The 22900-nt window shown below is 53.4% G+C and carries 20 protein-coding genes; 14 read left to right on the forward strand and 6 right to left on the reverse strand.

Features of this window, described 5'->3' with window-relative positions; translation table 11 throughout:
- The first annotated feature begins 93 nt into the window (after positions 1-93).
- From WG219_08555 to WG219_08585, 7 genes are all read left to right on the forward strand, one after another.
- Positions 94-2925 carry a 2-oxoglutarate dehydrogenase E1 component gene (locus WG219_08555; protein WXL27488.1) on the forward strand — a complete coding sequence of 944 codons (2832 nt, stop codon included), beginning with the start codon at positions 94-96 and terminating at the stop codon, positions 2923-2925.
- A gap of 67 nt (positions 2926-2992) precedes the next feature.
- Entirely contained in the window at positions 2993-4219 is a 1227-nt protein-coding gene (gene odhB / locus WG219_08560; protein WXL27489.1) for a 2-oxoglutarate dehydrogenase complex dihydrolipoyllysine-residue succinyltransferase, read from the forward strand.
- 61 nt (positions 4220-4280) lie between these two features.
- Positions 4281-5717, forward strand: a complete 1437-nt coding sequence (lpdA, locus tag WG219_08565) for a dihydrolipoyl dehydrogenase (protein WXL27490.1) — start codon at positions 4281-4283, stop codon at positions 5715-5717.
- A 206-nt stretch (positions 5718-5923) separates the two neighbouring features.
- Complete coding sequence (gene sucC, locus WG219_08570; protein WXL27491.1) at positions 5924-7090, forward strand: ADP-forming succinate--CoA ligase subunit beta; 1167 nt, start codon at positions 5924-5926, stop codon at positions 7088-7090.
- Positions 7090-7977: a succinate--CoA ligase subunit alpha gene (sucD, locus tag WG219_08575; protein ID WXL27492.1), complete on the forward strand. Its 888-nt coding sequence runs from the start codon at positions 7090-7092 to the stop codon at positions 7975-7977. The genes sucC and sucD overlap by 1 nt, the downstream gene beginning before the upstream one ends.
- A gap of 280 nt (positions 7978-8257) precedes the next feature.
- Entirely contained in the window at positions 8258-9586 is a 1329-nt protein-coding gene (brnQ, locus tag WG219_08580; protein WXL27493.1) for a branched-chain amino acid transport system II carrier protein, read from the forward strand.
- 89 nt (positions 9587-9675) lie between these two features.
- Positions 9676-10407 carry a DUF599 family protein gene (locus tag WG219_08585; protein WXL27494.1) on the forward strand — a complete coding sequence of 244 codons (732 nt, stop codon included), beginning with the start codon at positions 9676-9678 and terminating at the stop codon, positions 10405-10407.
- A gap of 47 nt (positions 10408-10454) precedes the next feature.
- Here the strand turns inward: WG219_08585 and WG219_08590 are convergent, their stop codons facing one another.
- A complete protein-coding gene (locus tag WG219_08590; GenBank protein ID WXL27495.1) occupies positions 10455-10745 on the reverse strand; it encodes a hypothetical protein in 291 nt (96 codons plus the stop codon).
- Positions 10746-10931: 186 nt separating this feature from the next.
- Between WG219_08590 and WG219_08595 the strand changes: the two genes are divergently transcribed.
- The 4 genes from WG219_08595 (at position 10932) to WG219_08610 (ending at position 14832) form a co-directional block, all read left to right on the forward strand.
- Positions 10932-11405, forward strand: a complete 474-nt coding sequence (locus WG219_08595) for a PaaI family thioesterase (GenBank protein WXL27496.1) — start codon at positions 10932-10934, stop codon at positions 11403-11405.
- On the forward strand, positions 11405-11851 hold the full coding sequence (locus WG219_08600) for a PaaI family thioesterase (GenBank protein ID WXL27497.1): 447 nt from the start codon (positions 11405-11407) through the stop codon (positions 11849-11851). The genes WG219_08595 and WG219_08600 overlap by 1 nt, the downstream gene beginning before the upstream one ends.
- A 192-nt stretch (positions 11852-12043) precedes the next feature.
- Positions 12044-13948: a molecular chaperone HtpG gene (gene htpG / locus WG219_08605; GenBank protein ID WXL27498.1), complete on the forward strand. Its 1905-nt coding sequence runs from the start codon at positions 12044-12046 to the stop codon at positions 13946-13948.
- 98 nt (positions 13949-14046) lie between these two features.
- Entirely contained in the window at positions 14047-14832 is a 786-nt protein-coding gene (locus WG219_08610) for a dienelactone hydrolase family protein (GenBank protein ID WXL27499.1), read from the forward strand.
- A gap of 41 nt (positions 14833-14873) precedes the next feature.
- Here the strand turns inward: WG219_08610 and WG219_08615 are convergent, their stop codons facing one another.
- Both WG219_08615 and WG219_08620 read right to left on the reverse strand, forming a co-directional pair.
- On the reverse strand, positions 14874-15731 hold the full coding sequence (locus WG219_08615; GenBank protein ID WXL27500.1) for a pirin family protein: 858 nt from the start codon (positions 15729-15731) through the stop codon (positions 14874-14876).
- Positions 15724-16128, reverse strand: coding sequence for an OsmC family protein (locus WG219_08620; protein WXL27501.1), 405 nt, complete (start codon positions 16126-16128; stop codon positions 15724-15726). The genes WG219_08615 and WG219_08620 overlap by 8 nt, the downstream gene beginning before the upstream one ends.
- A 156-nt stretch (positions 16129-16284) precedes the next feature.
- On the opposite strand from WG219_08620, the gene WG219_08625 reads away from it, so the two are divergent.
- On the forward strand, positions 16285-17292 hold the full coding sequence (locus tag WG219_08625) for an amidohydrolase family protein (GenBank protein ID WXL27502.1): 1008 nt from the start codon (positions 16285-16287) through the stop codon (positions 17290-17292).
- Between the two features lie 74 nt (positions 17293-17366).
- The gene (locus tag WG219_08630) at positions 17367-17834 is read left to right on the forward strand and encodes a DUF3859 domain-containing protein (GenBank protein ID WXL27503.1); all 468 of its coding nucleotides are present in this window, start codon (positions 17367-17369) and stop codon (positions 17832-17834) included.
- Positions 17835-17903: 69 nt separating this feature from the next.
- Here the strand turns inward: WG219_08630 and fabB are convergent, their stop codons facing one another.
- From fabB to WG219_08645, 3 genes are all read right to left on the reverse strand, one after another.
- Positions 17904-19121 (reverse strand): beta-ketoacyl-ACP synthase I, encoded by a 1218-nt coding sequence (gene fabB, locus WG219_08635; GenBank protein ID WXL27504.1) that lies wholly within the window; start codon positions 19119-19121, stop codon positions 17904-17906.
- Positions 19122-19133: 12 nt separating this feature from the next.
- The gene (fabA, locus tag WG219_08640; GenBank protein WXL27505.1) at positions 19134-19649 is read right to left on the reverse strand and encodes a 3-hydroxyacyl-[acyl-carrier-protein] dehydratase FabA; all 516 of its coding nucleotides are present in this window, start codon (positions 19647-19649) and stop codon (positions 19134-19136) included.
- A gap of 328 nt (positions 19650-19977) precedes the next feature.
- Entirely contained in the window at positions 19978-21603 is a 1626-nt protein-coding gene (locus tag WG219_08645) for an ATP-binding protein (GenBank protein WXL27506.1), read from the reverse strand.
- 253 nt (positions 21604-21856) lie between these two features.
- On the opposite strand from WG219_08645, the gene WG219_08650 reads away from it, so the two are divergent.
- Complete coding sequence (locus WG219_08650; GenBank protein ID WXL27507.1) at positions 21857-22879, forward strand: NAD(P)H-dependent glycerol-3-phosphate dehydrogenase; 1023 nt, start codon at positions 21857-21859, stop codon at positions 22877-22879.
- Positions 22880-22900: the final 21 nt, after the last annotated feature.

The raw sequence follows: 22900 nt of genomic DNA on the forward strand, positions 1-22900 counted from the left end.
GATCCGTAGTGGCCTACCAGTCGCTGCTTCAAGACTGGACAGGATCATGCGGTTTCTTCGCCGGTGGAGTCCCCTTACCGAGGGTGACCAAGCATGCAAGAAAGCGTGATGCAGCGCATGTGGGACAGTGCCTACCTATCCGGTGGCAACGCTGCCTATGTGGAAGAGCTCTATGAGCTTTACCTGCACGATCCCAACGCTGTGCCAGAAGAGTGGCGCAATTATTTCCAGAAGTTGCCTACAGATGGCAGCGCCGCTACTGATGTATCGCATTCCACAATTCGCGATCATTTCGTATTGCTTGCTAAAAATCAGCGCCGTGCTCAACCGGTATCTGCCGGTAGTGTGAGCAGCGAGCATGATAAGAAGCAGGTTGAAGTGCTGCGCCTGATTCAGGCGTATCGTATGCGTGGTCATCAGGCTGCCAAGCTCGATCCGCTTGGTCTTTGGCAGCGCCCTGTGCCAGCCGATCTGTCCATCAATCATTACGGGCTGACTGACGCTGATCTTGATACTACTTTCCGTACCGGTGGTCTGTTCATCGGCAAGGAAGAGGCAAGTCTGCGCGAGATTCGCGACGCGTTACAGCAGACATATTGCCGCACCATCGGTGCAGAGTTCACTCATATCGTCGATTCTGAGCAGCGCAGCTGGTTCCAGCAGCGCCTGGAGTCTGTCCGTGGTCGTCCGGACTTTTCTCCTGAAATTCAGAGCCACGTACTTGAGCGTTTGACCGCAGCTGAGGGCCTGGAAAAGTATCTGGGTACTAAGTATCCGGGAACTAAGCGTTTTGGCTTGGAAGGTGGCGAGAGCCTCATCCCTATGCTGGATGAGGTTATTCAGCGTTCGGGTTCCTACGGCACTAAAGAAATCGTTATCGGGATGGCCCACCGTGGTCGTCTAAACGTGCTGGTCAACACCTTTGGCAAGAACCCGCGTGATCTGTTCGATGAGTTCGAAGGTAAAAAGACTGCCGGCCTGTCCTCTGGTGACGTGAAATACCACCAGGGTTTCTCATCCAACGTGATGACGCCTGGCGGTGAAGTTCACTTGGCGATGGCGTTCAACCCGTCTCACTTGGAAATTGTTTCTCCGGTGGTCGAGGGTTCTGTTCGTGCCCGTCAGGATCGTCGTAACGATGCCAGTGGTGACAAAGTACTGCCGGTTTCCCTTCACGGTGATGCTGCTTTCGCAGGTCAGGGTGTGGTCATGGAAACCTTCCAGATGTCGCAGACCCGCGGCTTCAAAACTGGCGGTACGATCCATATCGTGATCAACAACCAAGTTGGTTTCACCATTAGTAACCCGTTGGATTCGCGCTCTACTGAGTACGCGACCGACGTGGCCAAGATGATTCAGGCACCGATTCTTCACGTTAACGGTGATGATCCTGAGGCTGTGTTGTTCGTGACTCAGCTTGCTGTCGATTACCGCATGCAGTTCAAGCGCGATGTGGTTATCGATCTGGTTTGCTATCGCCGCCGTGGCCACAACGAAGCGGATGAGCCGAGTGGTACTCAGCCACTGATGTATCAGCAAATCACTAAGCAGCGTACTACACGCGAGCTTTATGCTGATGCGCTGATCAGTGCTGCACGACTGTCGGCGGATGATGTTCAAGCCAAGGTGGATGATTACCGTACTGCACTGGATAACGGTCAGCACGTTGTTAAGAGCCTGGTTAAAGAGCCAAACAAAGAGTTGTTTGTTGATTGGCGTCCGTACTTGGGGCATGCCTGGACTGCTCGTCACGACACCCGCTTTGACCTGAAGACCTTGCAGGAACTGTCCAGCAAATTGTTGGAAATCCCAGAAGGTTTTGTCGTCCAGCGCCAAGTGTCTAAGATCCTTGAAGACCGTCAGAAAATGGGTGCCGGTGCGCTGCCGATCAACTGGGGTTATGCTGAAACCATGGCGTACGCGACCCTGTTGTTCGAAGGTCATCCGATCCGTATGACGGGCCAGGACATTGGTCGTGGCACCTTCTCGCACCGCCATGCGGTTCTGCATAACCAGAAGGATGCCAGCACCTACGTTGCGCTGAAGAACCTTTATGAAGGTCAACCAAAGTTCGAGCTGTATGACTCCTTCCTCTCTGAGGAAGCCGTTCTTGCATTCGAATATGGCTATGCAACAACTCAGCCTAATGCGCTTGTTATCTGGGAAGCCCAGTTCGGTGACTTCGCCAACGGTGCCCAGGTGGTATTTGACCAGTTCATTTCCAGTGGTGAGCACAAGTGGGGCCGTCTGTGCGGTCTGACTATGCTGCTGCCGCACGGCTATGAAGGGCAGGGGCCTGAGCACAGTTCTGCACGCCTTGAGCGCTATCTGCAGCTGTGCGCTGAGCAGAACATGCAGGTTGCTGTGCCGACCACTCCGGCTCAGATCTATCATTTGTTGCGTCGACAGGTTATCCGTCCGCTGCGTAAGCCGCTGGTGGTTCTGTCGCCTAAATCTCTGCTGCGTCACAAGTTGGCTATCTCTACCCTGGAAGAATTGGCCGAAGGCTCCTTCCAGACCGTGATTCCAGAAATCGATGCACTCGATCCGAAAAAGGTCGAGCGTCTGATTCTGTGCAGTGGCAAGGTTTACTACGATCTGCTTGAGAAGCGTCGCAACGAAGGCCGTGAAGATATCGCCATCGTGCGTATCGAGCAGCTTTATCCGTTCCCGGAAGAGGATCTGGCTGAAGCACTGGCTCCGTACAAAAACCTCAAGAACATCATTTGGTGTCAGGAAGAGCCAATGAACCAAGGCGCATGGTATTGCAGTCAGCATCACATGCGTCGTGTGGCTACCGCGCACAAAAAATCGCTGTTCCTTGAGTATGCAGGTCGTGACGCTTCTGCGGCACCGGCATGTGGTTACGCTTCAATGCACGCGGAACAGCAGGAAAAACTCCTGCAAGACGCCTTTACTGTTTAACGCCATCGCACAACAGGCGGTCATTTGACCGCCTGTTGGCTGAAACCGAATTTAAGGACTTATACACATGGCTATCGAGATCAAAGCCCCTACTTTCCCGGAATCGGTTGCCGATGGCACCGTTGCCACTTGGCACAAACAGCCGGGTGATGCAGTCAAGCGCGACGAGCTGATCGTTGACATTGAGACAGACAAGGTTGTAATCGAAGTTCTGGCTGAGGCTGACGGTGTTCTGGGGCAGATCATCAAGAACGAAGGTGACACCGTTCTGAGCAACGAAGTACTGGGTACTTTGGCTGAGGGCGGCGCTGCTGCTCCTGCTCCCGCGGCTGCCGCACCTGCTGCTACCCAGGCCGCTGCTGCAGCTCCGGCCGCAAGCGCTGACGATCAGATCCTGTCTCCGGCTGCTCGTAAGTTGGCGGAAGAGAACGGTATCGACCCTAACAGTGTTGCTGGCACTGGCAAAGGTGGTCGTGTCACTAAGGAAGATGTCGTGGCTGCTGTTGAAGCCAAGAAAAATGCCCCGGCTGCCGCCCCGGCTGCTAAGGCCGCTGCTCCAGCTGCAGCTGCTCCAGTATTCGCGGCCGGTGATCGTGTCGAGAAGCGTGTGCCGATGACTCGCCTGCGTGCGAAAATCGCTGAGCGTCTGGTTGAAGCCCAGTCTTCCATGGCTATGCTGACCACCTTCAACGAAGTTGACATGACTGAAGTCATGGCGCTGCGTTCGAAGTACAAAGACCTGTTCGAGAAGACTCACAATGGCGTGCGCCTGGGCTTCATGTCCTTCTTCGTTAAGGCCGCTGTTGAATCACTGAAGCGCTTCCCGGCAGTCAACGCTTCGATTGATGGTAACGACATTGTTTACCACGGTTATCAGGACATCGGTGTTGCTGTTTCCAGCGACCGTGGCTTGGTTGTTCCGGTACTGCGCAACGCTGAGCTGATGAGCCTGGCTGAAATCGAAAATGGCATCGCTACTTTTGGTAAGAAAGCCCGTGAAGGCAAGCTGTCCATCGAAGAGATGACTGGCGGCACGTTCACCATCACCAACGGTGGTACTTTCGGCTCGATGATGTCGACTCCGATTGTCAACCCACCTCAGGCAGCTATTCTGGGTATGCACAACATCATCCAGCGCCCGATGGCAATCAATGGTCAGGTCGTTATTCGTCCGATGATGTATCTGGCACTGTCTTATGACCACCGTCTGATCGATGGTAAAGAAGCGGTTAGCTTCTTGGTTAGCATCAAGAATCTGCTGGAAGATCCGGCTCGTTTGCTGCTGGACATCTAAGCAAGTGTCTCACGACGGTTCTCACAAGGGACCGTCCGGTTTATCCGAGAAGGAATGAGTTATGACCCAGAAATTCGACGTGGTTGTCATTGGTGCAGGCCCTGGCGGTTATGTGGCTGCAATCAAAGCTGCTCAGCTTGGTCTGAAGACCGCCTGTATCGAGAAGTATCAGGATAAGGAAGGCAAGGTAGCGCTGGGTGGTACTTGCTTGAACGTGGGCTGTATCCCATCCAAGGCGCTGTTGGACAGCTCCTGGAAATACCACGAAGCTAAAGAAGGCTTCGCGGTTCACGGCATTGAAGCCAAAGGCGTGAGCATTGATGTGCCTGCCATGGTTGCCCGTAAGAACAACATCATCAAAAACCTGACTGGTGGTGTTGCTGGTCTGTTCAAGGCTAACGGTGTCACACTGCTGGAAGGCCACGGTAAGCTGCTGGCCAATAAGCAGGTTGAAGTCACTGACCGTGATGGTAAGGCTCAAATTATCGAGGCTACCAGCGTTATTCTGGCTTCCGGTTCCAAGCCAATTGATATCCCGCCAGCACCTGTTGATCAGGATGTTATCGTCGATTCTACAGGCGCTCTGGAGTTCCAATCAGTTCCGAAAAAACTGGGCGTCATCGGCGCAGGTGTAATCGGTCTTGAGTTGGGTTCTGTCTGGGCACGTCTGGGTGCCGAAGTGACTGTTCTGGAGGCTCTGGATAAGTTCCTGCCTGCAGCTGACGAGCAGATTTCCAAAGAAGCGATGAAAGCGCTGACCAAGCAAGGTCTGCAGATTCGTCTGGGCGCTCGTGTAACTGGTTCTGAAGTGAAGAAGAAGCAGGTCACTGTTAGCTTCACTGATGCCGAAGGTGAGCAGAAACTGGTATTCGACAAGCTGATCGTAGCTGTTGGCCGTCGTCCGGTGACTACTGATCTGCTCGCAGCAGACAGCGGTGTCACGCTGGATGAGCGTGGCTTTGTCTTCGTTAACGACCAGTGCGAAACCAGTGTGCCAGGCGTATACGCTATTGGTGACGTGGTTCGTGGCGCAATGCTCGCTCACAAAGCCTCAGAAGAAGGTGTGATGGTTGCAGAGCGTATCGCGGGTCACAAAGCTCAGATGAACTACGATCTGATTCCTTCGGTCATTTACACCCATCCGGAAATCGCATGGGTAGGTAAAACCGAGCAGCAGCTGAAGGCTGAGGGTGTCGCTATCAATGTCGGTACCTTCCCGTTCGCTGCTAGTGGTCGTGCTATGGCTGCCAACGATACTGGCGGTCTGGTTAAGGTCATTGCCGACGCTAAGACTGACCGTGTGCTGGGTGTGCACGTGATTGGCCCAAGCGCTGCAGAACTCGTGCAGCAGGGTGCGATTGGTATGGAATTCGGCACCAGCTCCGAAGATTTGGGAATGATGGTGTTCTCCCATCCGACCCTGTCCGAAGCGCTGCATGAGGCCGCTCTGGCTGTGAATGGCCACGCTATTCACATTGCCAACCGCAAGAAGCGTTAAGCAATGAGGCTTGAACCGCTTGTGCCATTGCTGTGATGCAGTAAGGGCAGAGCGGTTCTGGCTATAAGGAACCACGGCTGATGGCCCGCGTCCGGCCTTCTAGCCGCGCGGAAAACAGTCGGACTGTCACAGGCAGTCAAAGGTGGTGCGGCACCATAAGTGCAGCATCGTATGCGCAATACCTAAAACGAAGACGGTAGACAAGCATGAATCTCCATGAGTATCAGGGTAAGCAGCTGTTCGCTGAATACGGCCTGCCCGTATCCAAAGGCTTCGCGGTAGACACTCCGGAAGAAGCCGCAGCAGCTTGCGAAAAAATCGGTGGCACTGAGTGGGTCGTCAAGGCTCAGGTCCACGCTGGTGGCCGCGGTAAAGCGGGCGGCGTGAAACTGGTCAAGAGCAAAGAAGACGCCAAAGCCTTCGCTGCCAACTGGCTGGGCAAGCGTCTGGTGACTTACCAGACAGACGCAAATGGTCAACCAGTGAGCAAGATCCTGGTCGAGTCCTGCACCGATATCGCTAAAGAGCTGTATCTGGGCGCGGTTGTTGACCGTTCCAGCCGTCGCATCGTTTTCATGGCCTCCACTGAAGGTGGTGTGGACATCGAGAAAGTAGCGCACGAAACCCCTGAGAAAATCCTCAAGGCCACTATCGATCCTTTGGTTGGCGCTCAGCCGTTCCAAGGTCGCGAGTTGGCTTTCCAGCTGGGCCTGGAGGGTAAGCAAGTGAACCAATTCGCCAAGATCTTCGTAGGTCTGGCCAAGCTGTTCCAGGATCACGATCTGGCACTGCTGGAAGTGAACCCGCTGGTTATCAAAACTGATGGCGATCTGCACTGCCTGGATGCCAAGGTCAACATTGATGCCAACGCAATGTACCGTCAGCCTAAGCTGAAGACTTTCCACGATCCGTCTCAGGACGATCCGCGCGAAGCGCACGCTGCTCAGTTCGAACTGAACTATGTAGCACTGGAAGGTAACATCGGTTGCATGGTTAACGGCGCTGGCCTGGCCATGGGTACCATGGACATCGTCAACCTGCACGGCGGTAAGCCAGCCAACTTCCTCGACGTAGGTGGTGGTGCAACTAAAGAGCGCGTAACCGAAGCCTTCAAGATCATCCTGTCCGACTCCAACGTTGCTGCAGTGCTGGTCAACATCTTCGGCGGTATCGTTCGTTGCGACATGATTGCCGAAGGCATCATCGGTGCAGTGAAAGAAGTTGGCGTTAAAATTCCGGTTGTTGTTCGCCTTGAGGGCAACAACGCTGAGCTGGGCGCTAAAGTATTGGCAGAAAGCGGTTTGAACATCATCGCTGCTACCAGCCTGACCGACGCTGCTCAACAAGTTGTTAAAGCTGCGGAGGGCAAATAATGAGCGTCCTGATCAATAAAGATACCAAGGTTATCTGCCAGGGCTTCACCGGCTCCCAAGGTACTTTCCACAGCGAACAAGCGATTGCCTACGGCACCAAGATGGTTGGTGGCGTAACGCCGGGCAAAGGCGGCACCACTCACCTGGGCCTGCCAGTGTTCAACACTGTGAAAGAAGCGGTAGAAGCAACCGGCGCTGAAGCTTCGGTTATCTACGTACCGGCTCCTTTCTGCAAAGACTCGATCCTGGAAGCTGCTTTCGGCGGCATCAAGCTGATCGTGTGCATCACCGAAGGCATTCCTACCCTGGACATGCTGGATGCCAAAGTTAAGTGTGACGAGCTGGGCGTTCGCCTGATCGGCCCTAACTGCCCTGGCGTTATCACTCCGGGCGAGTGCAAGATCGGCATCATGCCCGGTCACATTCACCTGCCAGGTAAAGTCGGTATCGTTTCCCGTTCCGGCACCCTGACTTATGAAGCTGTTAAGCAGACCACTGACGCTGGTTTCGGCCAGTCCACTTGCGTGGGTATCGGTGGTGACCCGATTCCGGGTTCCAACTTCATCGACATCCTGAAGCTGTTCCAGGAAGACCCGCAGACCGAAGCGATCGTGATGATCGGTGAGATCGGCGGTAGCGCTGAAGAAGAGGCCGCAGCTTTCATCAAGGCTAATGTGACCAAGCCTGTTGTGTCTTACATCGCGGGTGTTACTGCACCGGCTGGTAAGCGCATGGGCCACGCAGGTGCAATCATCTCCGGCGGTAAAGGCACTGCTGACGAGAAGTTTGCTGCTCTGCAAGACGCAGGTGTTAAAACCGTGCGTTCCCTGGCGGACATCGGTAAGGCCCTGGCCGAACTGACCGGTTGGGAAGTCAAAAACGCTTAATCGTTTTTGAATGGAAAAGGCCACCCTCGGGTGGCCTTTTTTGTTTCAATGCTGCTGACGCAACTGTTGCTGATGCGACAGTAGGATTCAGTATTTCGACAGTTTGTCGACTGCAACCACTGCAAATGCCGTATTTTCGCTACCCTTATCGACTTTGCATGACGTCGCCAAAAGCGAGTCGTGCCTAATACTGGCTCAGCTTATCCCGCTGAGTAACGTTTCCCCCGATCCTTCGGGAAACCTCGGAGCTTTCTATTATCTGTTTGTGGTATTTCCCTCTATGACTCGTTTGAAAGGCTTGGACCTCCTTGCCCTTGGCTTCATGACGTTTGCACTTTTCTTAGGTGCAGGCAATATCATCTTTCCTCCCAGCGCAGGGCTTGCTGCTGGTGAGAACCTTATGCCCGCGGCTCTTGGGTTTTTGCTTACGGGCGTAGGCTTACCGCTGCTGACTGTGGTGGCATTGGCTCGTGTGGGTGGGGGTATGGATACGCTGACCTTGCCTCTGGGTAAAGTGGCCGGTGCAATCCTGGCTGTTGCGGTTTATCTGGCTATCGGCCCACTGTTTGCGACGCCTCGTACCGCCGTTGCATCATTTGAAATTGGTGTTGCCCCATTTACCGGCAATAAGCCATTACCTCTATTCTTGTATACCGTAGGTTATTTCGGGATTGTGCTGTTCTTGTCCCTTAACCCTGGGCGTTTGGTCGACCGTGTGGGTAAGGTGATCACGCCGGTATTGCTCACGGGGTTGCTGGTGTTGGGCATGGCGGGCGTGTTTGCTCCGGCAGGCGAAATTTCTCAAGTTACCGATGAGTACCGTTCGGCTCCTATGGTTCAAGGTTTCCTACAGGGCTATCTGACTATGGATGCGTTGGGGGCTCTGGTGTTCGGTATCGTGATTGCGACGGCAATTCGCGATAGAGGGGTTAATGACGGCGCTCTGGTAACTCGCTACTCCATCATTGCAGGCATCATTGCAGCTATCGGCCTGTCCTTGGTTTACCTGTCTCTGTTCTATCTTGGTGCTACCAGTAGCGGTATTGCTGCCGATGCACAGAACGGCGGACAGATTCTGGCCAGCTATGTAAATCACACCTTTGGTGACAAAGGCAGTTTGTTGTTGGCTGTTGTTATCGTCCTTGCGTGTGTGACTACTGCCGTCGGCCTACTGAGCGCGTGTGGTGAGTTTTTCAGCAAGCTGTTCCCTGTTTCGTACCGGACGGTTGTAATTGGTTTTGGTCTGTTCAGCATGGCAGTGGCTAACCAGGGGCTTACCCAGTTGATCAGCGTATCTGTCCCGGTGCTGGTGGGGCTCTATCCGCTGGCTATTGTGTTGGTGGCATTGAGTTTGGCGAATCGCCTGTGGCTATCTCAGTCGAGGATCTTTGTGCCGGTTATGGCGGTCACTCTGATCTTTGGGGTGGCAGATGGGATCGGTGCTACCCCGTGGAAAGCACTGGTCCCTGAGATATTCGGGAAGTTACCATTTGCTGAAATGAGCCTAGGTTGGCTCACACCGGCATTGATCACCTTGGTGATAGCTGTTGTGGTTGACCGATTGCTCGGACAACCCGCTGACAGCAATTTGCTGAAAACAGCAGAGTAGACAAAAGGCCGCTCAATTGAGCGGCCTTTTTATTGCGCAGCTTCTGGGTTGGCTTGTTTATAATTGCTCATAGGTTATTAGGAGCTGCCATGACTATCAGCAATGAATATCTGCCCCACCTGCTTGCTGCATTATGGTTCGTCTTCTGTTGGGCCGGTTATACCCGGTATGCAAGGTGGAAAGGACTTACTACCCCTTGTTTGGCCAGTGTATTGCACTTGTATCGGGAAGACTGGATGCGACGTATGTTGCTTCGGGACAACCGTATAGCCGATGCCAACGTGATCGGTAATCTCGAGCGCAATGCCTCGTTCTTTGCTTCAAGTACCCTCATCATTCTTGCGGGTATTTTGACGGTATTAGGTGCGTCTGAGCGTGCCGTTTCTTTATTGGCGGACTTGCCGTTCGTACAGGTTGCCAGTCGCGGTCTTTCAGAGGTTAAGCTGTTGTGTTTGGGGCTGGTGTTTGTTTATGCCTTCTTCACCTTCAGCTGGTGTATGCGCCAGTACAATTTTGCGGCAGTACTGGTTGGTTCGGCACCGATGGTGGGGGAGAGGCATGTCACCGAGCAGGAGCGGCAGTCTTTTGCGGAGCGGACGGCTCGGGTGATTTCCCTTGCGGCTAATCAGTTCAACCAAGGCCTGCGTGCTTATTACTTCGGTATGGCTACATTGGCGTGGTTCATCAATCCATGGTTCTTCATGTTAATGACGGCCGGTGTTGTGTTTGTGCTGTATCGCCGAGAGTTCCATTCTTCTGTTCTGGAAGTCATGGTTTATACCCAGACTCCGATGTTCGACCAGACTAAAGATATCCCGTGAATGTAAAAAGGCCCGCTACTGCGGGCCTTTTTATTTCGGAGTGAAGATTAGTTGCCGTCTACGGCATCTTTAATCTCATCCCCGGCGTCTTGTACGGCATCTGAAACGCTGTCAGCTGCGTCTTCAAGTTTTTCACCAGTGGTGGGTTCACGACCGAGAGCTTCATTGGTCTTTTGTTCGATAGCTTCGCCGGTTTTCTTCGCGGCATCACCAAGCGATTCCACAGCCTCAGAAGCAGACTCTTTGGCAGACTGCATCTTGTCTTCCGGTGTTTTTTCGCAGGCAGCGAGGAACAGTGCGGAAGCGAGCAGCAGTGCATAAGTGAAAGGCTTTTGCATAAGTCAGTTGTCCTTTTTATAGATGAATGTCTGGTTAAACCAGGCACATTTATTAAACAGCGCCAATTCGACGAAGTTCCCTGTAATTACTGAGCGTTACTGCATTTTGCTCAGACCTATGTGGCTGCAGAGCTCTAACGGGTATTATGCTCACTCCCTTGGCAGTTTGTTCGGTGAGATCCTTTCATGAGCACTAACCCGATATTTGAGCGGGCACAGCTTTTCCTCTCAGCATTACGCCATTGCCAGGTCTTGGCTATGAGCGTACACAGCGCCGAACCGCAGGGCCTGACACTTAAATTGCCCTACAGTCCTAACATTGTAGGCAATCCTGAAACAGGTGTTATTCATGGCGGTGCAATTACTACCTTGATGGATACCACGTGCGGCATATCAACCGTGTGTGTATTGCCTGATTTTGAAATATGCCCAACGCTGGACTTGCGAATTGATTATATGCGGCCTGCAGAACCTCATAAGGATGTGTTCGGTTTTGCTGAGTGTTATCGCGTGACACCCAACGTGATCTTTACGCGCGGTTATGCCTATCAGGATGATCCTGCCCAGCCAGTCGCTCATGTGGTCGGGACTTTTATGCGAATGGGTAAGGCTGCAACCATGGGAAAAGACTCCTTGGCTAACGTGAAGGGGGGCGCTTGATGTCTGCTCTTAACCTCAATCAGTTAGTGAAAGAAGCCCATGAGCGAGACAACTATGACTCGCTTATTGATTTGATGCCGTATGCAAAGTTATTGGGTATGGAGTGTCTGCGCTTAGGGGACGATATGGTGTTCCGCTTGCCTGCTAATCGCGACAGCATCGGTAATCCAACCCTGCCAGCCCTACATGGAGGTGTTATCGCCGGGTTTATGGAGCATTCGGCGATGATGCACTTGCTGGTGTTTATGGGGATTCCCCATTTACCGAAAATCATCGACTTCTCGATTGATTATCTTCGCGCCGGACACTTCCGAGATACTTACGCTCAATGTCAGGTATGGCGTCAAGGCAAGCGGGTTGCCAACGTGGCAATTACGGCTTGGCAGACTAATCAGACTGAGCCGATCGCAACAGCGCGCGCCCATTTCAAAGTAGACGAGCCGTAAGCGCCCGGCTGATCACGTCAATATACCTAGCAGCTCGCCTGTGGCTCAAAGGCATACAGTCTCCGTTTGTAGGCGAGTTGTTGAGCGACTCTTATTGAATATTCAAGCAAGCCCTTGAAAAGCTAAGACTTGCCCCCACCTTTTTTACATCCGCCGAACTCCGGCATCGTAAATAAAGTGGAGTAAGAGACCATGAGTGTGGAGACTCAAAAAGAAACGCTGGGCTTCCAGACCGAGGTGAAGCAACTGCTTCATCTGATGATCCATTCGCTGTATTCCAATAAGGAAATCTTCCTTCGTGAGCTGATTTCCAACGCATCCGATGCCTCTGACAAGCTGCGCTTTGAAGCACTGGCCAAGCCAGAGCTGCTTGAGGGCGGTGCTGATCTGAAAATTCGTGTCAGCTTCGACAAAGATGCCAAAACCGTAACGCTTGAAGATAACGGTATTGGTATGAACCGCGAAGACGCGATTACCCATCTGGGCACTATCGCCAAGTCCGGCACTGCTGATTTCATGAAACAACTGACAGGCGATCAGAAAAAAGACTCGCACCTGATCGGTCAGTTTGGTGTGGGCTTTTATTCAGCCTTTATTGTTGCTGACAAAGTAGATGTTTACAGTCGCCGTGCCGGTACACCTGCCAATGAAGGTGTCCACTGGTCGAGCAAAGGTGAGGGTGATTTTGAAATTGCCACCATCGATAAAGCTGAGCGTGGTACGCGCATTGTGCTGCACCTGAAAGCTGGCGAAGAAGAGTTCGCTGATGGCTGGCGCCTGCGCAACATCATCAAAAAGTATTCCGATCACATCGCGTTGCCGATTGAATTGCCGAAAGAGTTCCACGGTGATGAGAAAGACAAGCCGGCTGAGGTTGAATGGGAAACTGTTAACCGTGCCAGCGCGCTGTGGACCCGCCCTCGTACCGAAATTACAGACGACGAGTACCAAGAGTTCTACAAACACATTGGCCATGATTTCGAAAACCCGCTGAGCTGGAGCCATAACAAGGTCGAGGGTAAGCTGGAGTACACCTCGCTGCTGTATACCCCGGCTCGTGCACCGTTTGATCTGTATCAGCGTGAAGCACCGCGTGGCCTGAAACTGTATGTGCAGCGTGTATTTGTGATGGATCAGGCTGAGTCGTTCCTGCCCTTGTACCTGCGCTTCATCAAGGGTGTGGTGGACTCCAATGACCTGTCCCTGAACGTCTCTCGTGAGATTCTGCAGAAAGACCCAATCATCGACTCGATGAAATCGGCACTGACCAAGCGTGTCCTCGACATGCTAGAGAAGCTGGCTAAAAACGAGCCTGAGAAGTACCAAGGTTTCTGGAAAAACTTCGGGCAAGTGCTGAAGGAAGGCCCAGCAGAAGATTTCGCCAACAAAGAGAAGATTGCAGGACTGCTGCGCTTCGCTTCCACCCAGACCGAAAATGGCGAGCAGAGCGTTGCCTTGGCTGATTATGTAGCGCGCATGGCTGAGGGGCAGGACAAGATTTACTACCTCACCGGTGAGTCCTATGCCCATGTTAAAAACAGCCCGCATCTCGAGGTCTTCCGCAAGAAGGGCATCGAAGTACTGCTGCTGACCGATCGTATTGATGAGTGGCTGATGAGCTACCTGACTGACTTCGATGGTAAGCAGTTTGTCGATGTGGCTCGTGGTGATCTGGACCTCGGCAAGCTGGACAGCGAAGAAGACAAGAAGGCTCAAGAGGAAGTCGCTAAGTCTAAAGAAGAGCTGGTCGAGCGCTTGAAAACTGCATTGGGTGAGCAGGTGGCGGAGGTGCGTGTATCGCATCGCCTGACTGATTCGCCGGCGATTCTGGCCATCGGTGAGCAGGACCTTGGCTTGCAAATGCGCCAGATTCTGGAAGCCAGTGGGCAGAAGGTGCCTGAGTCCAAGCCGATCTTCGAATTCAACCCGACTCATCCGCTGATCGAGAAGTTGGATGCTGAGGCTGATGAAGACCGTTTTGCTGACCTAAGCCTGATCCTGTTCGACCAAGCAGCTCTGGCCGCAGGCGATACGCCTAAAGACCCGGCGGCTTATGTGCAGCGTCTGAACAAGCTCTTGGTTGAGCTGTCTGCCTAACGGCAGGACTAACGAAAAGCCCGCGAAAGCGGGCTTTTCTGTTTGTAAGCCCTGAAACCTAAGAGCGTTGTCAGATAAATGACTTAAAGGAAATGGCCATGGCTACGTCTTCTATTCCCGCGACATTGGCTGTACAGATACGTGATAGTGAGAAGGATTTTGTTGTTGAGTCGGTGACGTATGAAGTCGAAGGTAAATCCTTTGAGGGGCTGTTGGTTCGTGCAGCCGGTGTGACAGGTTTGCGTCCGGGGTTGGTGATGGTGCCGAACTGGCTGGGGTTGAATCGGGACGCTGCTGAGAATGCTGCGCAAGTGGCTGGTGAACGCTACGTAGTACTGGTCGCAGATGTTTATGGCAAAGAAACCAGACCTGCCAATACCGAAGAGGCTCAGGAGCTCACTGAGCAATTGCGGGCGGGTGATCGCAGTCTGTTACGAAAGCGCGCTCAGGGGGCGGTCGATTTTCTTAGGACTCGGGCGGCTGAACTGACTATTAACACAGAACAACTGGGTGCAGTGGGATTCTGTTTTGGAGGTTGTACGATTCTAGAACTAGCCCGCTCAGGCTCGGACTTGAAGGGTTTTGTCTCGTTTCATGGCAGCCTCGATACGCCCCAGCCTGCCGATGCGCAAAACATTAAAGCTCCTGTTTTAGTTCTGCACGGGGCTGATGATCCGATTGTTCCGCAAGCGCAAGTTGACGCGTTCATTACCGAAATGAAGGCGACAAAAGCGGACTGGCAGTTTGTGACATATGGCGGAGCAGTTCATTCTTTTACCAGTCCGCAGGCCAATGTACCGGGTTTTGCTGAATATCATCCGGTTGCGGCTGAACGAGCCTATAAGGCGATGGATGATTTTTTTACTGAGGTGTTTGGCCGCTGAAAACCAGATCGGGAAGCCGGAGGGCTTCCCGTATTAATGGCTCAGTTGTACTCGATACGATCAGTTTCTCCAGGTACTTCCGGCCAGTCTCCACTGCTCCAGCGCTCGCGAGCTTGGGCAATCAACTCTGGGCGGGTTGAAACAAAGTTCCAGAACATCCTGCGTGGGCCAAGCGGTTCGCCGCCAATCAACAGTAGGTGACTTTCACCGCAGGCTGTTATGGTGCAGGTTTCACCTTCCGGTAATTGCATCAGCCCCAGCTCCGGCAGTGCTATGTCATCCACCAACACTTCACCTTTGACGAGATACAGGGCTCGTTCAGTGTATTCGGGGGGTATTGGTAAGGCAGTACCCGCGGCCATCTTCAACTCGGCATAAATGGCGGGGGAGCGCATAGGTGCCGGGGATTCCATGCAGAAGCCACTTCCGGCGATGACACAGATTTCCACTCCCATACTTTCACTGCGTGGCAGGGTAGATTTGGGGTGGTGGCTGTAACTGGGCTCACATTCCTCTTCCTCTGCAGGCAGCGCAACCCATAGCTGGGTGCCATGCACTTTTGAGCCTGATCTAACTAGCGCTTCGGGCGTTCTTTCGACGTGGGTGATGCTATGCCCGGCGGTCATCCAGCTGACATCTCCAGCCTCAACGAGTTGGTCAGAACCAAGGCTGTCTTTATGCTGGAGTTGCCCTTCAAAAAGATAGGAGAGGGTGGACAGGCCGATATGCGGGTGCTGTCCAATATCCACTCCCGAGCCCGGTTGAAAGTGGTGTTCGCTAATGTGGTCGAAGAAGACAAATGGGCCGACGTTGCGGCATTTGGCGACCGGCATTGCCCGCACAATCGGCTGCCCGAGCAGTAGCTCAGGGCGAGCCTGGGTTACGAGGTAATCAGCCATGCGGGGTTTCGCCCAACGTGGTGGTGATTTCAACCTCTGTGCTGGTCATCAGCTTGTGTATAGGGCATTTGTCAGCGATACGCAGCAGTTGTTCACGCTGGGCGTCTTCCAGCACACCATGCAGGTTTAGCTCAACATTGAGCCGGTATAAGCCTTTGCGCTCTTCGCTGTTGTCACGGCTGAGTTGTACATCAACGCTTTCCAGAGGTATTCCGCGTTGCTTGGCGAAGAGGGTCAAGGTAAGAGCCTTACAGGCGCCCAGCGCGGTGTCAAAGTAATCGTGGGGATCAGGAGCCTGTCCTGTGCCGCCTAGGGCCTCACTGACATCCGTATGCAGTGTGTGAGCACCAATTTCAATGCGGTGCAGAAGGCCTTTTTCAGTTTTTACATTGATCATACGAACTCCGCTTCCATGAGTTAAGCACGCAGCCTAGCCTAGGCTGACGCCTCAAGCCAGTCTCGAAAAAGGCATTAGAGATGAACGTTGGCTAGCGCTGTCAGTCATCTATGCTTCATGAGTTAGACACTCAGACGGGCAAAATAGGGACGTGCAATGATACGTATTGGCTGCATGATGGTACTGGGGATGATCAGTTCGTTGGTTGAGGCTAGGGAGTACAGCTTCAGCGACGCTCATCTTCACTACGTGGATTTTTTCCAGGAGAGCGATGGGATGGAGGTTCTGCTGGAGAAAATGCAAGCCGCCAGAATTGATCACGTAATGCTCTCAGGTATTCCGGTTGCGAAGAAGTGGGATGAGGATGAGCCCAAACGGCCGCGCTATTACGCGGGTGATGATGCCAATGCCTATTGGTACAGCGCTACGGATGTATGGATCGCACACGCTTACAAAAATCTTCCTGCTGACAAGCAGCGGCATTTTCATCCTTTTCTCTCTGGCTTTAATCCCACTGATAAAAATGCTGACGCGCATATACGCCGGATGCTTGAGCTTGATCCAGGTCTATGGCAGGGCATAGGAGAGATTTTCACGCGCCATGACGATCTCACAGCACTGATACACGGCGAGGCTGCCAGGGCGAACAACGAGGCGCTGGCGCGGGTATTCCATCTGGCCGCTGAATATGATCTTCCTGTGATGCTGCATTCGAACATCACCTCTAAGCGCGAGCGCAATCCGCTGTACTTGCCGGAAATAGAAGAGTCGCTGCGTAACCACCCTCATGTGCGCTTCATCTGGGCTCATGCTGGCACCAGCATGGAGCTGCATCGGCATCAGGTGAAGTTAAAGTTTCTATACGACAATTTGCAGCGCATGCTTGAGCAGTATCCGAATCTGTACATCGACTTGTCGTGGACGCTTTTGCAGCCCTATTTGTTGGATAAAAACGGTCAGCCAGACCCCAAGTGGGTAAAGCTGGTCAGCGATTACCCGAAAAGATTTATGTTGGGCTCAGATGTTGTTGGGCATTTCGACAGCCTCGAAGAAACGATGCAAGGATTTGTGCCGTTTCTTGATGCCTTACCAGAAGATGTGGCGCGGCGTGTTGCCAGGGACAACTTTCTGGAGATTCTGCCGCGCAATCCAAAACTGCAATAACTGTGCAATGGCTCTGTCATGAGTGTGACATGTGAGCGTCATAGGCTCTCGGCAACTCAATAAAGGAGCACAACATGCATAACGTTTGCAGGGCTGCCGTCGCGGCGGTATTGCTGGGTACATCTACCTTGGGGCAGGCGGATGTCCAATTGGATGGGGCGGTCGAGTACGGCGTCTTTGTCAGCCAGTACGACAACTTTCAGCCGGGTGAACGGGTTTTGACCCGCAGTAATCAGGAAATTCAGCGCACCGAAGTTATCCCAGCAACGCTGGGTACCAAATTTGGATTGCGCTATACCTTGATTGGTAAGACTGAAGCCGAACAGCCACTGACGCTTATGTATTTCACACCCGGGGTGATCACGCCTGATGGCAAGCGTCATGACAAGTTTGAGGTTTACCAGAAACTGGTGCCAGCCGCTGCACAAGATGTAATGGCATTTGAGTTCAGTGAGAACCATGAAATTGTGAAAGGCACTTGGCACTTCATGGTGTTCCAGGGGGACCGCAAGCTGGCTGAACAGCGTTTTGAAGTCCGCTGATTGGGATCACATCCAAGCATAAAAAAAACGGCACCCTGAGGTGCCGTTTTTGTTGGTAGCAAGTGCGGCTTATTCAGCCCAGCGCTTGAGCACCAGTGTTGCGTTAGTGCCGCCGAAACCGAAGCTGTTGCTCATAACGGTGTCGATTTTGGCATTTTCGATGGTGGTGCGCTGAATCGGCAGATCGGCCACTTCAGGGTCCAGCTCATCAATGTTGGCGGAGCCGGCGATGAAGTTGCCTTCCATCATCAGCATGCAGTAGATCGCTTCGTGAACACCAGCAGCGCCCAGAGAGTGACCCGACAGGCTCTTGGTGGAGCTGATGGCAGGGGCTTTGTCGCCGAACACTTCGCGGATGCCACGGGCTTCAGCCACGTCGCCAACCGGAGTAGAAGTGCCATGGGTGTTCAGGTAGTCGATCGGTGTATTCACCGTGGACAGTGCCTGCTGCATGCAGCGGATTGCACCTTCGCCGCTCGGAGCAACCATGTCGTAACCGTCGGAGGTTGCACCGTAGCCGATGATTTCGGCGTAGATTTTGGCGCCGCGCTTGAGAGCATGTTCCAGTTCTTCGACTATAACCATACCGCCGCCGCCGGCGATAACGAAACCGTCACGCTTAGCGTCGTAGGCGCGGGAGGCTTTCTCCGGCGTGTCATTGTACTGGGTGGAGAGGGCGCCCATTGCGTCGAACAGGCAGCTCTGGCTCCAATGCTCTTCTTCACCACCACCGGCAAAGACGATGTCTTGTTTGCCCATCTGGATCTGCTCCATGGCGTGGCCGATGCAGTGGGCACTGGTCGCGCAGGCGGAGGAGATGGAGTAGTTCAGGCCTTTGATCTGGAACGGCGTAGCCAAGCAAGCCGATACAGTGCTACCCATGGTGCGGGTTACGCGGTATGGGCCAATGCGCTTGACGCCCTTTTCGCGCAGGGTGTCGATGGCTTCCATCTGGTTCAGGGTGGAAGCTCCGCCAGAACCTGCAACCAAGCCAGTACGTGGATTGGAAACTTGCTCAGGAGTCAGTCCAGAGTCAGCAATGGCCTGATTCATTGCCAGGTAGGCGTAAGCAGCTGCATCGCCCATAAAGCGGAACAGCTTGCGGTCGATCAGCTCTTCGAGGTTCAGATCAACAGAACCTGAAACGTGGCTGCGCAGCCCCATTTCAGCGTAGGACGGGTTGTGCCTGATACCTGGGCGACCAGCGCGCAGGTTGGCGGAGACGGTCTCTTTGTCATTGCCCAGGCAAGAAACGATACCCAGGCCGGTAATCACAACGCGACGCATGAAGAGAGTCCTTTAGAAACTGTCGGTAGAGGTGAACAGGCCGACCCGCAGGCCTTCGGCGCTGTAAATTTCGCGACCGTCGACGCTGACGGTACCGTCGGCAATTGCCAGGACCAGGGAGCGGGCGATGGTGCGTTTAATGTGGATGTTATAGGTGACTTTCTTGGCGGTAGGCAGTACCTGACCAAAGAACTTCACTTCACCTGAGCCCAGGGCGCGGCCACGGCCAGGGTTACCCTGCCAGCCGAGGTGGAAGCCCACGAGTTGCCACATGGCGTCGAGGCCCAGGCAGCCAGGCATCACAGGGTCGCCTTCGAAGTGGCAAGCGAAGAACCACAGATCAGGGGTGATATCGAGCTCGGCTACAATCTCGCCTTTGCCATACTTGCCACCAACGTCGCTGATATGGGTAATGCGGTCGATCATCAGCATGTTCGGCGCGGGCAGTTGCGCATTACCTGGGCCGAAGAGTTCGCCGCGGCTGCAGCGCAACAGGTCTTCCCGGGTGAAGGCGTTTTGTTTGGTCATGCGAGCTCCTCAATATGTCCCATGCGCCAGGCTGGGGGATTGTTATGGCGGGCGGCACAGTTGCGCTGCACCAGCCAACAGCCTAGTCATAGACTATTGCGACGAAGTGAAAGTCACAGATTTGTGAGTACAGTTGTACTCTGCATTATATGGCAGCACATTGTATACGTTGACTAGCCTGTCGTCGTTGAAAACAAATAATCACTCGGCGATGGTTCAGCTGTTGTGCAATGTACGAAGATTGGCAAGACGCAGCTGTATCAGTGGCGATTGGGCAAGAACTGTCCGCTTTGCGGCACGGTAGGTGGTGCGCCAGTGCTGTAACAGCCTATTGCAGCCTTGCCGATGAGTGGTCTGAGCTCTCATGCAGGTCATGGATAGGTTGTTCATCTGCTTCAGCGCTTGGAGGCAGCCTATTGCCATCCTTTTGGATAGACACGGGTATTGCCTGAGTTTGCGCCGATGCAGGTGTGGCTTGTATGCACATACTACCCTCGATATGAGCACAAATCAGGGGAAGCTCCAGCGTAAACACTGAGCCTTGGCCTTCCAAACTGGTGGCACGCAATGTGCCACCCATGCGCTCAGCAAGGGATCTTGCAATGGGCAGGCCCAGGCCTGTGCCTCCATAGCGTCTTGATATCGATGTGTCGGCTTGTTGGAACGGGTCGAATATCTTGCTTAGGCGTTCTGCGGGTATACCGATACCGCTGTCATGAACCGAACAGGTAAGCCATAACACATCCTTATCTAACACTTGATAGCTGCACTGGAGGCTTATGCTGCCTTTTTCGGTGAACTTAAGTGCGTTACCAATCAAGTTGATCAGTATCTGCCGAATACGCGTTGGGTCGCCTTGGGTGTATAGGCTTTCCATTCCGTCCTGCATTTCCAGATTTAGCTTTAGGCCACGCTGCTGGGCATTGTGTTGGAATAGCTGGATCGAGTTGTGTAGTAGCTCCGTCAGGCTGAAATGGATGCGCTCGAGCTCGAACGCACCTCGCTCAATGCGAGAGAAATCAAGCATGTCGTTGAAGATCTTCAGCAAGTGCTCTGTCGACTCTTTGGCCAGTATGGTGTATTCGCGCTGCTCCGGGCTCAAATCGGTGGTTTCGAGCAGTTGCAACATGCCCAATACACCATTCATGGGGGTGCGCAGTTCGTGGCTCATCATGGCTAGAAAGTCAGACTTAGCACGGTTGGCCAGTTCTGCCTGCTCGCGGGCCTGAATCAGCAGGCTCATGGCTCGTTGCTGCTCTTCGCTGGCAAATGAAAGGCCCATTGCCAGGTTATTGATATGACGAGCCAGAGAGGCCAGTTCGCCGTTACCAACTTCCGGCAAATGTGAGTGGTAATCGCCAGCTTGAATGGCATTGACCGCTTTGCCCATGGCACTTAAGGGCTGTGATAGGTGCCGTGCCAGGCTGCGGGCTAGAAAAAATGTTAGCAGCATGGCAAATAAAGCCAGCAGGACTGCTTTTAACAGAATCTCGTTCTGACGTGAGGTGAAATCGTCATTGGACATGCCCACGATTACTTGACCAATCACGTTGGATTTAGCGTCAGGATTGTTAGAGGCTTCGGGCTTTAAGGTCTGAGCACGAAAAATTTCAACCTGCCTGCGTGCAATGTCGGTACTGACCGGTTGTTCGGCATAGTGCAACAGTTTTCCAGCACCATCGCGCAATTCCAGAAAACGAATTTGGGGTGAGCTTTGCAGGGTGCCTTGAATCACTAGATCAAGCATCTCTGGATTGTGCTCAACCAGCCCAATGGTGCTAGTGCGGGCGAGTTGGCTGGCAATCTGTTGACCGTAATGGAGTCGCTCTTCACGCAGATCATGCAAGCGGGTAATGGCGAAGAAACTGCATAACAGCACGGTCAGAACCAGGGCAGGCCCTAGACTGATCAACTGTGTTTGTGCGTGGATGCCCCATCCCCGTATCAGAGTCATACTGCTGGTCTCATTCAGGTGTGCAGGCTTAAAGATATGCGCAGTGTACTGATTTGCATCGTGTCCCGGCCCACATTTTAGAACTCACAGTCATGTTGTAAGTTGCCCATCTTTATGGTTTTACCTGAGCAGGATGGTATATCAGGCTTGGCGATTTGCTATCACTGGAATTGGCTGTGGCGTATGGCCGTACAGGGTGGTGGACGTATAATGCGTAACATTGGCCTATTCACTGCCTTATCACGGAAGCGTTATGACAGATAAACAACCTATTGCAGTACTAGGTGGAGGTAGCTTCGGTACTGCAATTGCCAACTTGCTGGCTGAGAATGGCCAGCAAGTTCTGCATTGGATGCGGGACCCTGAGCAGGCAGCCGCGATTAAAAATGACCGGGAAAATCCCCGCTACCTGAAGGGTATAAAGATTCACTCTGGCGTCGAGCCTGTCACTGACTTATCTGCCACCTTGGCGCAGTGCCAAATGATCTTCGTCGCTCTGCCTTCCAGTGCCCTGCGTCAGGCCCTGCAGCCGGTGGCCGATCAATTGAAGGGTAAGATGCTGGTCAGTACGACCAAGGGCATTGAAGCCAACACGTTTCTGTTGATGAGTCAGATTCTTGAGGATATCGCTCCTGAGGCGCGCATTGGCGTGCTGTCAGGTCCGAATTTGGCTCGCGAAGTGGCTGAAAATGCACTGACGGCCTCCGTAGTAGCGAGTGAAGACGAAGACTTGTGTCGCCAGGTTCAGGCCGCCCTGCATGGCCGCACGTTCCGTGTCTATGCCAGCAGCGACCGTTTCGGTGTCGAGCTGGGCGGGGCTCTGAAGAATGTCTATGCAATCATTGCCGGTATGGCCGCCGCCATGGGCATGGGTGAAAACACTAAAAGCATGCTCATCACTCGGGCGTTGGCAGAGATGACCCGCTTTGCGGTGAAGCTTGGTGCCAATCCGATGACATTCCTGGGTTTGGCCGGGGTGGGCGATCTCATCGTCACCTGTTCTTCCTCTAAAAGCCGGAACTACCAAGTGGGGTATGCCTTAGGTGAAGGGCTCACGCTGGAGGCTGCCGTAGCGCGCTTGGGTGAGGTTGCCGAGGGGGTCAACACGATCAAGGTGCTGAAAGCCAAGGCCGAGGAAATGCAGGTTTATATGCCGCTGGTGACAGGTTTGCACGCCATTCTGTTCGAGGGCCGCACCCTTGATCAGGTGATCGGTGCATTGATGCGTGGCGAGCCGAAAACGGACGTGGATTTCATATCAACCAGCGGTTTTTGATGTAAAGCCTTAAAAGGGGAA

Source organism: Pseudomonas mendocina (assembly GCA_037482215.1).
GTDB lineage: Bacteria > Pseudomonadota > Gammaproteobacteria > Pseudomonadales > Pseudomonadaceae > Aquipseudomonas > Aquipseudomonas mendocina_E.